General features: G+C 69.8%; 11 protein-coding genes and 1 pseudogene. 5 read left to right on the top strand and 7 right to left on the bottom strand.

The annotated features are described in order from the left end of the window. Window positions 1-52: 52 nt before the first annotated feature. The gene (locus Q0916_RS06040) at window positions 53-265 is read right to left on the bottom strand and encodes a hypothetical protein (protein WP_299235703.1); all 213 of its coding nucleotides are present in this window, start codon (window positions 263-265) and stop codon (window positions 53-55) included. Here Q0916_RS06040 and Q0916_RS06035 point away from each other — a divergent pair. Further along, window positions 197-529: pseudogene (locus Q0916_RS06035) on the top strand (NAD(P)-dependent oxidoreductase); the annotation flags it as partial. The gene Q0916_RS06040 and the pseudogene Q0916_RS06035 overlap by 69 nt on opposite strands. A 147-nt stretch (window positions 530-676) precedes the next feature. On the opposite strand, the gene Q0916_RS06030 reads toward Q0916_RS06035, so the two are convergent. Next, a complete protein-coding gene (locus Q0916_RS06030) occupies window positions 677-1531 on the bottom strand; it encodes a VOC family protein (protein WP_299235700.1) in 855 nt (284 codons plus the stop codon). An 83-nt stretch (window positions 1532-1614) separates the two neighbouring features. Continuing rightward, window positions 1615-1851 carry a hypothetical protein gene (locus Q0916_RS06025; protein ID WP_299235698.1) on the bottom strand — a complete coding sequence of 79 codons (237 nt, stop codon included), beginning with the start codon at window positions 1849-1851 and terminating at the stop codon, window positions 1615-1617. A gap of 120 nt (window positions 1852-1971) precedes the next feature. On the opposite strand from Q0916_RS06025, the gene Q0916_RS06020 reads away from it, so the two are divergent. Continuing rightward, the gene (locus tag Q0916_RS06020; RefSeq protein ID WP_299235695.1) at window positions 1972-2934 is read left to right on the top strand and encodes a transcription initiation factor IIB; all 963 of its coding nucleotides are present in this window, start codon (window positions 1972-1974) and stop codon (window positions 2932-2934) included. A 63-nt stretch (window positions 2935-2997) separates the two neighbouring features. Beyond that, window positions 2998-4569, top strand: coding sequence for a succinic semialdehyde dehydrogenase (locus Q0916_RS06015; protein WP_299235692.1), 1572 nt, complete (start codon window positions 2998-3000; stop codon window positions 4567-4569). A 7-nt stretch (window positions 4570-4576) separates the two neighbouring features. Here Q0916_RS06015 and Q0916_RS06010 read toward each other — a convergent pair whose 3' ends face one another. Further along, the gene (locus Q0916_RS06010; RefSeq protein WP_299235689.1) at window positions 4577-5971 is read right to left on the bottom strand and encodes an adenylosuccinate synthase; all 1395 of its coding nucleotides are present in this window, start codon (window positions 5969-5971) and stop codon (window positions 4577-4579) included. 195 nt (window positions 5972-6166) lie between these two features. Here Q0916_RS06010 and Q0916_RS06005 point away from each other — a divergent pair, with 195 nt between their 5' ends. Next, window positions 6167-6472, top strand: coding sequence for a hypothetical protein (locus tag Q0916_RS06005; protein ID WP_299235686.1), 306 nt, complete (start codon window positions 6167-6169; stop codon window positions 6470-6472). Between the two features lie 83 nt (window positions 6473-6555). On the opposite strand, the gene Q0916_RS06000 is transcribed toward Q0916_RS06005, so the two are convergent. Next, on the bottom strand, window positions 6556-8940 hold the full coding sequence (locus Q0916_RS06000; protein ID WP_299235684.1) for a DUF7527 domain-containing protein: 2385 nt from the start codon (window positions 8938-8940) through the stop codon (window positions 6556-6558). Between the two features lie 108 nt (window positions 8941-9048). Then, window positions 9049-9318: a DUF7111 family protein gene (locus Q0916_RS05995; RefSeq protein ID WP_299235682.1), complete on the bottom strand. Its 270-nt coding sequence runs from the start codon at window positions 9316-9318 to the stop codon at window positions 9049-9051. A 101-nt stretch (window positions 9319-9419) separates the two neighbouring features. On the opposite strand from Q0916_RS05995, the gene Q0916_RS05990 reads away from it, so the two are divergent. Then, a complete protein-coding gene (locus Q0916_RS05990) occupies window positions 9420-9698 on the top strand; it encodes a PadR family transcriptional regulator (protein ID WP_299235680.1) in 279 nt (92 codons plus the stop codon). On the opposite strand, the gene Q0916_RS05985 is transcribed toward Q0916_RS05990, so the two are convergent. Beyond that, entirely contained in the window at window positions 9695-11257 is a 1563-nt protein-coding gene (locus Q0916_RS05985) for an HTTM domain-containing protein (RefSeq protein WP_299235678.1), read from the bottom strand. The genes Q0916_RS05990 and Q0916_RS05985 overlap by 4 nt on opposite strands. Window positions 11258-11353: the final 96 nt, after the last annotated feature.

Below are 11353 nucleotides of genomic sequence, written 5' to 3'. Positions count from 1 at the left end.
CCGTCGACGCATCACTCGACCCATGCCCGACGTTCTCGCCGTCACGAGCGAGTCACACCCGATCGAGATCGACACCCTCGAGGGCGCGCTCGGCGACGCGTACGCGGTCAGGGAGTTCGAACTGCCGGCCGGATCGGTGCGCGTCCGGGCCGACGAGGAGCTGTCGGCGGCGCTTTCGGGCGTCGAGGCCGCCCTCATCCGGACCGGCGAGGTGACGGCGGCGGCGCTCGAAGGCGCCGACGCGCTGGCGGCGATCGCCGTCCACGGGTCGGGGTACGACCACGTCGATCTCGACGCCGCGACCGAGCGGGAGGCGATGACGGACGCCGGCGTCGAGTTCGTCGGCGGCGACGCGGTGTTCGAACGCGCCGACCTCGTGACGCTACACGTGCCGCTGACGGGGCGGACAGAAGGGATGGTCGGGGCGACCGAACTCGCCGCGCTCGACGGCGGATACCTGATCAACACCGCCCGCGGGGGCGTCTTCGACGACGCTCTCGTGGAGGCGCTCGACGCGGGGACGCTTGAGCGCACCGCACTCGACGTGCTCCGGACGGAGCCGCTGGCCGACGACGATCCGCTTTTGCCCCCCCGGAGCTACGTCACCGCGACCAAGACAGTCGGAACGTGTGTGCGTACGGGACGGTTCGGAGCCTCGAACGGCACTCGGCGCGGCTCAGCCGGTCGGTTCCGCGAGGCCGAGATACCGGTACCCGACCGGGTCCGACACCGGCATCCACCCAACCGTACGGCCGGCGAGCGAGCCGGCGGCGAGGTCCTCGGAGCGCCCCTCGAGGGCCTCACAGCCAAGCACGTACGCGAACGGCAGCGGGCCGAACGAGTCGATGCGGTCGGCGAGGGCTCCCGGACCGCGGGGCCGCGCCAGCGCCACCGGCGCGTCCTCGAAGACGGCGACGTCGGCGACGGCGTCGCCGCCCGAGGCCGGTCCGACGAGTTCGCCCCGGGTCGGTTCGGCGAGGTCGAAGGCGGTCTCGAAGCGCGAGGCGGCGGCGTCCGGGTCGGCGACGCCGACGACGACCGTGTCGACGCCGACGATCGGCGAGGACGCCATCTCGCCGGTCGGGCTCGCGCGGCGCTCCCGGGGCGTCCGGTCGCGTATGAGAAACGGCAGCGTCGAGCCGGGGTCGCCGTCGCCCAGAAACGTGAGGTCCCACTCGACGACGGTGCCGTCGTCGGTGACGCGGCGGTATGCGGTCGGGCCGTCGGTGTCGACGCCGCGGTCCTCAAGCGTCGCCGTCGCCGCGTCGATGTCCTCAACCTCGATGGCCCACGCGCACGGCCCGCCATCGCGTCGGATCGGCTCGTCCCACCACGGCGAGTCGGCCCCGGGTTCGACCGTCGAGACGAGCTCGACGTAGCTGCCGTCGCGGAAGCCGAGAAGCGACATGTGCGTGACGCCGTTCGAGTGCGTGCCGCCGTAGGCGGTTCCGAGCCCGGCCGCTTCGAACGCGTCGACGAGCGGCTCTAAGGCGCTCGCGGCGACGGTGACGTGATCGATCCGTAGCTCCATGCGAACGGTACGGACGCCCGATAAAAAAACCGGGCGGCGCTACCGGTAGCGCCGGGCCGCGAGCGCACAGACCGCAAGCGCGATCACGAGCGCGGGCCCTGCTCCTCGACGGTCGTCGGCCGGATCGGAACCGTCGCCGTCTCCGTCCGGATCGCGCCGAACTCGTCGCTCACCGTGACGGTGACCGTGACCGGCCGGTCGCCGGGCTCGCCGTCGATCGGCGTCGAGGGCTGGGCGGCGGGGGCGCCAACGGGGACGAGACACAGAACGAACAGGCAGGCGGCGATCGCTCCGGTGTGTCCCCGCGTCGACGAGTTCATACCGGCCCGATCCCTGGGATCGAAAAAGGCCTTGTCGTTGTCGAGGGGGCGGCGGCGAACGGGCAAGCGGTCAGGTGTGCAAAGCATTTATATGTGGAGTAGGCAATTCATATAAGTATAATGCCAGGGCCTACCCGTCAAAGAGAGCGCACCACCGAAAGCGAGGCGGAGACGGAGACGGAAGACGAGACCGGCTGTCCCGAGTGCGAGTCCGACTCGCTGGTTCGCAGCGCAGACGGGGGCGGCGAACTCGTCTGTGAGGACTGCGGGTTGGTCGTCGAGGAGGAGAACATCGACAGAGGCCCCGAATGGCGGGCGTTCAACCACTCCGAACGCCAATCGAAGTCCCGGGTCGGCGCGCCGACGACACAGACGATGCACGACAAGGGACTGACGACGCAGATCGATTGGAAGGACAAGGACGCGTACGGGCGGTCCATTTCCTCTGAGAAACGCTCCCAGATGCACCGGCTCCGCAAGTGGCAAGAGCGGATCAGAACGAAGGACGCCGGCGAGCGGAACCTCCAGTTCGCGCTCTCGGAGATCGACCGCATGTCCTCGGCGCTCGGCGTCCCGCGGTCGGTACGGGAGGTCGCCTCGGTCATCTACCGCCGCGCCCTGGATGACGACCTGATCCGCGGGCGCTCGATCGAGGGCGTCGCCACCGCGGCGCTGTACGCCGCCTGCCGACAGGAGGGCATCCCACGCAGCCTCGACGAGGTCGCGGAGGTCGCCCGCGTCGAGCAAAAGGAGATCGGCCGCACGTACCGCTATATCGCCCAGGAGCTGTCCCTGGGGCTCGAGCCCGTCGACCCCGTCCAGTACGTCCCTCGGTTTTGCTCGGAGCTCGGCCTGAGCGAGGAGGTCGAACAGAAGACCCGCGAGATCATCGAGGTGACCGCCGAGAAGGGCATGCTCTCCGGGAAGTCCCCGACGGGCTACGCCGCGGCGGCGATCTACGCCGCGTCGCTTCTCTGCAACGAAAAGAAGACCCAACGCGAGGTCGCCGAGGTCGCCCAGGTGACCGAGGTCACCATCCGCAACCGGTACCAAGAGCAGATCGAGGCGCTCGGCATCCACTGACGGGACCGGCCCCCGATCGGCGCGTGCAGCACCGTTATCACTCGCTCGTTCCTACCAGCGGGTATGACAGCCACCGAGTCCGCCGCCCCCGAGCACAGCGGTGACCGCCCCGCCGCCATCGACGGCCTCGCCGCGCTCGTGCGGACGGTCGGCGACCGGGAGGCGATCGCCGTCAAGGCGCCCTTCGAGGGCGACGCGATCGGCGGGGTGCCGGCGTGCGAACCGGACGACGTCGAGGCGGCGTTCGATCGCGCGGCCGACAGCGCGTGGCGCGAGACGACCGCCGGGGAGCGCGCCGACGCCCTCGTTCGGTTTCACGATCTCGTCCTCGACGACCAGGCGGCGATCATGGACGTTGTGCAGGCCGAAACGGGGAAGGCCAGACGGGACGCACACGAGGAGGTCCTCGACATCGCGGCGACGGCGCGGTACTACGCCTACCGGGCGGCGTCGGCGCTCGAGACCGAACCCCGGCGGGGCGCGCTGCCGGGCGCGACGGAAACCGAGGTGCACCACCACCCGGTCGGGACGGTCGGGATCGTCTCACCGTGGAACTACCCGCTCAACCTCTCGGTGGGCGATGCGATCCCCGCGCTGTTGGCCGGCAACGCGGTCGTGCTCAAACCCGCACCCGAGACGCCCTACACCGCGCTGAAAGCCGCCGCGCTGCTCCGGAAGGCCGGCGTCCCCGAGACGGCCTTTCAGGTGCTCACGGGCGAGAGAGCGACCGGCGAGGCCGTCGTCGAGGCGGCCGATTACGTCTGTTTCACCGGGTCGACGGCGGGGGGTCGGGCCGTCGCCAGAAGCGCCGGCGGGACGCTGACCGACTGCTCGCTGGAACTCGGCGGCAAGAACCCCGGGATCGTCCGGGCGGACGCCGACATCGAGCGAGCCGTCGAGGGGCTGCTCCGGGGCTGTTTCAGCAACGCCGGGCAGCTGTGTCTGTCGATCGAGCGGCTCTACGTGCACGCGGACGTCTTCGATCGCTTCGTCGCGGCGTTTTGCGAGGCCGTCGAGTCGATCGACCTCGGCGCAGGCTACGAGTTCGACCTCGGGATGGGGAGTCTGATATCGGCCGGTCACCTCGAGAAGGTCGCCGGACACGTCGCCGAGGCCGAACGCGAGGGCGCGACCGTCCTGACCGGCGGACGGAAGCGTCCGGACGTGGGGCCGTACTTCTACGAGCCGACGCTTCTGACCGGCGTCGAGGGGTCGATGGCGCTGTTCAACGAGGAGACGTTCGGTCCCGTCGTGTCGCTGTACCCCTACGAGACCGACGCCGAGGCGATCGAGCGCGCCAACGACTCCGTCTACGGGCTGAACGCGTCTGTGTGGACCGACGACACCGAGCGCGGCCGTGAGATCGCCGCCGAGATCGAGGCCGGGACGGTCAACGTCAACGAGAGCTACGCGGCCGCGTGGGCCTCGCTCGACGCCCCGATGGGCGGGATGAAGGAGTCGGGGATCGGCCGCCGCCACGGCCTCGAGGGGCTGTACCGCTTTACGGAGTCCCAGACGGTCGCCGTCCAGAAGTACGGCGGGCTCTCGCCGCCGACCGGCGTGCCCTACCGCCTGTTCGCGAGGCTGTTGAACGGCGCCATGCGGGTACAGCGGCGGCTCCCGTGGCTGCGGTGACGGCCGGTCAGAACGGCGATTCGACGACGATCGTCTCCTCGCGTCCGGGGCCGACGCCGACGGCGTAGATCGGCGTGTCGAGTTCCGCGGAGATGTACTCGAGGTACGCGCGGGCGTTCTCCGGGAGGGCCTCGTAGCCCGCCTCGGCGATCGCGCCCCACTCGGCTTCGGGCCAGCCGTCGAACCGGCGGAGTTCGGCCTCGCAGTCGCCCCACCGCTCGGTGGTCGGCGGCATCGTCAACAGCGTCTCGCCGTCGAGTCGGTAGGCGTGGCCGACCGCGACCGTCTCGAGGCCGGCGAGCACGTCGAGGTGGTTGACCGCGAGGCCGGTGAAGCCGTTGGTGTTCGTGGCGTGTCGCAGCATCGGCATGTCGAGCCACCCGACGCGGCGCGGGCGGCCGGTGACGGTGCCGTACTCGCCGCCCTCGTCGCGGATGTACGTCGCCAGATCGGTGTCCTCGTCGGCGGCGTCTCCGTCCACGGTGCCGTCGTCCTCGGCGCCGGGCGTTTGCCCCGCGACCGAGCCGAGTTCGGTCGGCAACGGCCCGGTGCCGACCCGCGAGAGGTACGACTTGATGATCCCGATCACCTCGCCGCCGCCGACGACGGTCGGGCCGACGCCGCTGCCGACGGCGGCCCCGCCGGCGGTCGGGTTCGAGGAGGTGACGTAGGGGTAGATCCCGTGGTCGATGTCGATCGAGGTGCCCTGTGCGCCCTCGAACATGACCTCGTCGCCGGCCTCGAGTCGGCGGTTGAGGAAGGCCCCGCAGTTGACCGCCATGTCCTCCGCGGCGATCCGCTCGCCGAAGGCCCGGTAGGTCTCGAAGAGGTCATCAGCGTCGAAGGCCGTACCGTCGACGTCCTCGCCGATCTCGAGGTCGTAGACGTCCTCGACGAGGGCGCGTTTCTGCGGGACGACGTACTCCAGGCGGTCCCGGAGCGTCGCCGGGGCCAGGAGATCACCGATCCGGATCCCGCGACGGCCGGCCTTGTCCTCGTAGGTCGGGCCGATCCCGCGGCCGGTCGTCCCCGCGGCGAGGTCGTCGTCGGACTTGACGTCCTCCTCGAGGCCGTCGAGAACGCGGTGGTACGGCAGGATGGCGTGGGCACGTTCGGCGATGCGGACGTCCGGCGAGAGGCCGCGGTCGGCGAGCGCGTCGAGTTCCTCGAACAGCGTCGCGGGGTTGACCACACAGCCGTTGCCGAGGACGCCGACCTTCCCGCGGACGGCGCCCGAGGGGACGAGCGAGAGCTTGTACTCGTCGCCCTCGTAGACGACGGTGTGGCCGGCGTTGTCGCCGCCCTGATAACGCACGACGACGTCGACGGCATCGCCGTACACGTCGACGATGCCCCCTTTGCCCTCGTCGCCGAGCTGCGAGCCGACGATGGTTACGGTCATCGGACCCATCTTCCCTTGTAGCAGGTAAACAGATTACGGTCTAGAGAACGCACGCGAGGGGTCGGCCGCCGGTGCGGACCGTCACAAGAGATTTATATGGGCCATGTGAACGCTTCGGCGTAGTCCGCGTTCGGACGCGGAGCGCCCGATCCGACAGCAACATTTAAATCCCCTAACCACAAGTTAACAAATGCCATGATAGACAGACTTGAGAAGGAAGTAGACATGCTGGAGCGTCATCTCCGCGTCCTCAGGATGGTCATCGAGAGCGAGCCGATCGGGATCGTCAAGATGTCGAACGAAACGGGGTACCCTCACCACAAGGTCCGGTACTCGCTGCGGGTGCTCGAGGAAGAGAACCTCATCGAGCCGTCGAGCCAGGGGGCCATCACGACGGAGGACACGGAGGCGTTCGTCGACGACCTCGACTCGAAGGTCGACGACATCATCGACAAACTCGAAGGGATGAAGATCGACGACGTGCCGGAGATCCAGGGCTGATCCGTTTTCGCACTCGCTGATAGAACGCGCCGAGCGGCCGCGCCGTCGGTGGCGTCCGGGTTCGGTCGCTCCTCTCCTCGCGCTCACAGCTCCGGAACGGTGAGGTTGAACGAGCCGTCGCGGGCCTCGATCAGACAGAGGTGGTACCCGTTCGACCGCGAGAGCTTCACGTAACTGCGGTGTGTGCTCCGCGAGAGCAGGCTCGTGCTCGTCGCCTCCTCGGTCGCCTGCATCGCGTCGGCCTCGAAGTAACTCGACGTGACGACCATCGCGGCGGCGAGCGTCCCGTTGGCCTCACAGACGTCCGAGCAGTCGGCGACGAACGGTTCGATCGTCTCGGCGTACGTCGGGTCGCGGTCCTGGTCGTAGTGGGCGACGACGAGCGGGTTGCCCTTGCGGTCTCTGAGGACGATATCGAAGGTGATCTCGCGGCCCTCCGTGCCCGACCCGGCGGTGAGCGTCTCGCCGAACCCGATCCGATCGACCGCCGGAAGCGCGTCGTAGAGCGGGCCGAGCCCCTCGGCTGCGCCCGTCGAACGGATCCCGAAGAGCAACTCGGTGACGAGCCACTCGACGAACGCGTAGGGGTCCGAACCCTCGAGCCACGCCTCGAAGGGCTCGCCCTCGACGGTTACGGCCTCGGACTCGAAGGTCGTATGATGCTCGATGTGGACGTTCTTCGCCACCGCCTCCCGGTCGGTCCGGCCGTCGTGGGCGTCCGCGAGGGTGTCCTCGCCGCGGGTCCGCTCGCGGACGAACAGGCTCGTTTCGGCGAGCGCGTCCGTCGGCGTCATCTCGGCGTCCGCCCCAACAGCGCCGGAGGCGTCGGCGGCCTCCAGTTCGGCCTCGAGGTCGTCCCGTTCCGACCGGAGGCTTCGCAACTCGGCGTTTAGCTCCTGGATCCGCTCCTCGCGCTCGGCGAGTCGGGACTCGAGGTCCTCGATCCGGGCCTCGTATTCGGCGATCCGCTCGTCGTGCTCGGGGCGGGGGTCGGCGTCCGAACGCCCCTCCGCTGTCCGTCCGTCCCCGGCGGGGTCGCTCTCGCGGGCGCGGTCGTCGCTCGCGTTTCGGGACCGGTCGGGCGTCGCCGCGTCCGAAGCGTCGCCGCGTCCGCCGGACGACGGAGACGGCCGCGCGGCCGCGTCCGCCGTCGGGTCGGTTCCGGTGTCGGTGTCGGCGCCGTCGCCGACGCTGCTCCGCTCAGGATCTAGCGACGGGACCTGTCGCGTTTCGAGGCCGTCTATGCCCCCGGGATCGCCGCCGTCGTCCGTGCGCTTCGAGGGGGACGCCGAGTCGGACAGCGACGCCGACGGGCGGGCGGACGAGGGGGAGGCCGACGGCGAGGCGTCGCCCTCTCCGGTGTCGTTCGGTCCGGCGTTCGCGGTTCGGTCCCGTTCTGTGTCCGCCGTCCGGGAGGTCTCCTCGGCGCCGTCGGTTGACGGGTCGCGGGCGTCGGCACCACCGCTCGCAGACCGGGCTTCGGCGGACGCGCCGTCGGTGGATGCGCCGTCAGGGGACGCACCGTCGGGGGACGCGCTGTCGGCGGGCGGTTCTGAGACGGGCTCCGAGGCGGACTCGGTGTCGGCGCCGTCCCGGGACGCGGCGTCGGACGCGATCGTATCGCCCGAATCGGGGACGGAACCGGAGTCGGGATCGGAATCGGAGAGAGACCCCGAGATAGAGCCGGAATCGCCGCCCGGATCGCGCCCCGATCCGATCGTGGATCCCTCGTCGGCGTCAGGGTCGGGGTCGGTATCGGAGTCCGAACCGCCGAGCGAGGAGACGGAGTCGGTGTCGGCGCCGAGGCCGGCGTCCGTAGCACTGTTCCCGTCGCCCCCGAGCGTCGCGGTGGGGGACTCGGATTCGGACCTAGGGTCGGAGTCCGACTCGGAGCCAGATTCGGAGTCGGGGTCCGACCCGGAGGCCGGCGCCGGCAACTCGAGGTCGTCCAGCGAGACGGCGACGACGGCGTAGATCCCGACCTCGTCCTCGGCCGTCCGTTTTGCCTCCTCGCCGCCGACGTGTCGCCCCGAGCCGACGAAGCCGACGTGCTCGACCGCGCCCTCGACGTAGACGTAGTAGTAGTCCCCGCTGAGGACGTTCTCGGAGAGTTCGACGTACCCGGTGAACCCCCCATCCGAGAGCGTGTCGTGGACGGCAGACAGCGGCGTGTCGTCACTGAAGTACCTGCCGCGGACCTCGCCGCCGAGCGCCAACATGGCTGCGAGCGTCGCGGACGCGGTGTCCGGCGCGGCGTGACGCCGTCCCGAGGCGCCCTCGAGGGCGTCGACGTCCCCCGCCGGGCCGCCGTCGAGGTCCTCAAGGACGGCGATCGGGTCGCCGCCGCGGAGGAACAGCCACGTCCCGGCGGCCTCGACCGCGCCGTCGAACCCACGGGTGCCGAGTGCGGCGAGCCCCCCGTCGAAGGGCTCGCTCTCCCAGTCCTCGATCACGGTGTGGGCGTCCATACCGGTTCAAAGCCCCACGAGAGACAAATAGCTACCGACCGATCGAAGATTCCGGCGGACCGACCCGAAACGGCGGCGCGGAACACTCACCCGCCCCGCACGTTGTGTTCACATCCCCATGTCGGCCGCCCGCTCGGGCACCGGCAGGTCGTTCGGCCGGACGCCGAGCAGCTCCGCGGCGTGATCGAGCGCCATGTCGAAGCCGTAGTACCGCTCGAGTTCGTCGCCCCCCGCCGTCGGGCGCACCTTCAGCATGGCGTAGCCCTCGACGTTCTGTGCGATCGCCGCCGTGTCACCGTCGCGGTCGAACTCCAAGAGCCGTTCTTCGTCCGTCTCGCGGTACGTCGCCGTGATCCCGTCGGATTCAGCACTCGACATACCCCACGTATGGCGCCCGCGGTCGGAAAGCTATCGGTTGCGGTCGCATCGTCCGAGTCTCCGTCCGGTGGGTCTTTGTCCGTGCTTTCCGAGAGCCCGGTATGGAGTGGCTCACCAGCGGGCTCCGTCGGGACATCTGCGTCCTGCTGTACGGCGACAGCGAGCGCGCACAGACGCTGAAATCGGCCATCGAGGCGAAGTACGACCGCCGCGTCACGCCCGACCGGTTCTACGGGGCTGTCGAGGCCCTCGAATCGAACGGGTTTCTCGAAAAGCGCGTCGAGGGCCTCGAGGACGTCTACTCGCTGAGCGCGGCGGGCAAAGGCGCCGTCGAGACGCAGTTCGAGTGGATGAAAGACCACGTCGAGAAAGCGGACTAGGCGGACGACGACGCGCACTCGTGTTCGAGGATCTCTATGAGGTGTCGCTGTTCGTAGGTGCCGTTGATCGGGCTCGGCTGGTAGAGCCGGTAGACGGTCACGGTCTCGGCGGATCGCCCGTGGATCTCGCCCGCCCGTCCGCAGGCCCACTCGGCGTAACTGGTCGCGATGACGCCCGGATCGTCGGCCGCGGAGCTCCGGACCGCCTGCATGTGTTTGCGGTGTCTGAACGTCTCGTACTCGGCGGCGGGGTCGGGCGGGCGATCGAAGCTCACGTTGCCCTCGGCGACCGCGCTCACCGTCGTGCCGTCTGTGAGTTCAGCCTCGGTGACGTACCAGCTGTACCCGTCGTTCGGGTCGGGCGCATAGAGGCTCCAGCGCTGTTGATCCAAGGTCTCGTAGTCGACTCCCTCGGGCACGTCGTACGCGGAGACGTTGCCCGCGGCGAACAGAAGCATCCAGACGATCGTGAGCGCGCCGAGGACGGTCAGGAGCGACCGGCAGTACGCCGTGAGATACCCGGGCGCGCGCGCGTCGCGCGACTCGAGCCACGAGAGCGCCCGCTGTTCGATCGGCGGCGACGCGAGCGGCCCCGGCGGCGTCGCGGGTCGGGCCGAAAGCCACGACGACGGGACGTACCGCGCGGCGACCCGCCACGCGACCGCCGGCAGAAACGGCAGGACGGACGCGATCAACGCCAGCGGGAAGAGCCCGACCGTCATCGACAGCGCCATGCCGAGGAAGGCACCGGTGTAGGCGGCGACGGCGAGCGCGCGGAGGCGCCCGGCGGTGAGCAACAACAGCGGCGTCGACCCGGCGAGGAGGGCGACCCACCCGTAGGTCATCGCCGTCAGAAGCGTCGGGTAGCCCGCGATGACCTCGCCCAGGAGGATCGTCATCACGTCGTTCGCCATCGCGACCTCGAGGGCGTCGCCGGCGTACCAGGTCTCGCCGCGGTGTTTTGCGATCGCGTTCACGCCGAAGACGACGAGCGGCTGTGCCAACAGCGCGGCCGTGCCGAAACTCCGGACGTGCCTTCGGGACGCCCCCCGGCGCAAGGCGTCGATCGAGAACCGCTCGCCGAGCGGCGTGAGCAGCGAAACCGCCAACAGGACGCGCAACAGCCGGTCGCCGCCGTTGAGCACCGCCGGATTCCGCGCCTGCAACGAGAACAACAACACGAGCGAGACGAGCCCCGTCGTTCGGGTTCGGTAGCCGACGAGAAACGAGAGCGCGAACGCCCCGGCACAGACGAACAACAGCGCCTGGGCCCACAGCGCCCCCGAGACGGCGTGCACGGAGAGGCCGGTGAACTGCGAGTACGTCGCCTCGTAGGCGGCCACGGGGTAGACGCCGGCGTCGGTGTAAAACAGCCCGATCGATCCGGCCCGGTGGAGCAGATCGACGACGAGGATCGCCCCGAGTGCGACCCGAAGCGCCGCGAGCGAACGGGTGTCGATCCGGAAGCGATCGAGGAGGTACGTCCCGACGGTCCCGGCTGTCCGCCTCGGTTCGACAGCAGATGGACCGGCGGTCGATGAGGGCCCCTCGCTGGACACGGGTATCAGTGGTCGCCGGCGGCCTGATAAAAGCTTTCCGTCCGGTGGCGGCCCTCCGCCCGCGGTCGATCTCTCTCGCCCGGGGCGGGTGTTCCC

It is taken from the genome of Natronomonas sp., from assembly GCF_028274965.1.
Classification (GTDB): domain Archaea; phylum Halobacteriota; class Halobacteria; order Halobacteriales; family Haloarculaceae; genus Natronomonas.
This window is presented reverse-complemented; position numbering and strand designations above follow the sequence as displayed.

What these genes read in the sequence shown, in the direction of transcription:
- Q0916_RS05990 (WP_299235680.1), top strand. Translation starts at nt 9,420, where the DNA reads ATGGAGTGGCTCACCAGCGGGCTCCGTCGGGACATCTGCGTCCTGCTG.
- Q0916_RS06010 (WP_299235689.1), bottom strand. Translation starts at nt 5,971, where the DNA reads ATGACCGTAACCATCGTCGGCTCGCAGCTCGGCGACGAGGGCAAAGGG.
- Q0916_RS06000 (WP_299235684.1), bottom strand. Translation starts at nt 8,940, where the DNA reads ATGGACGCCCACACCGTGATCGAGGACTGGGAGAGCGAGCCCTTCGAC.
- Q0916_RS05995 (WP_299235682.1), bottom strand. Translation starts at nt 9,318, where the DNA reads ATGTCGAGTGCTGAATCCGACGGGATCACGGCGACGTACCGCGAGACG.
- Q0916_RS06005 (WP_299235686.1), top strand. Translation starts at nt 6,167, where the DNA reads ATGATAGACAGACTTGAGAAGGAAGTAGACATGCTGGAGCGTCATCTC.
- Q0916_RS06015 (WP_299235692.1), top strand. Translation starts at nt 2,998, where the DNA reads ATGACAGCCACCGAGTCCGCCGCCCCCGAGCACAGCGGTGACCGCCCC.
- Q0916_RS06025 (WP_299235698.1), bottom strand. Translation starts at nt 1,851, where the DNA reads ATGAACTCGTCGACGCGGGGACACACCGGAGCGATCGCCGCCTGCCTG.
- Q0916_RS06030 (WP_299235700.1), bottom strand. Translation starts at nt 1,531, where the DNA reads ATGGAGCTACGGATCGATCACGTCACCGTCGCCGCGAGCGCCTTAGAG.
- Q0916_RS06020 (WP_299235695.1), top strand. Translation starts at nt 1,972, where the DNA reads ATGCCAGGGCCTACCCGTCAAAGAGAGCGCACCACCGAAAGCGAGGCG.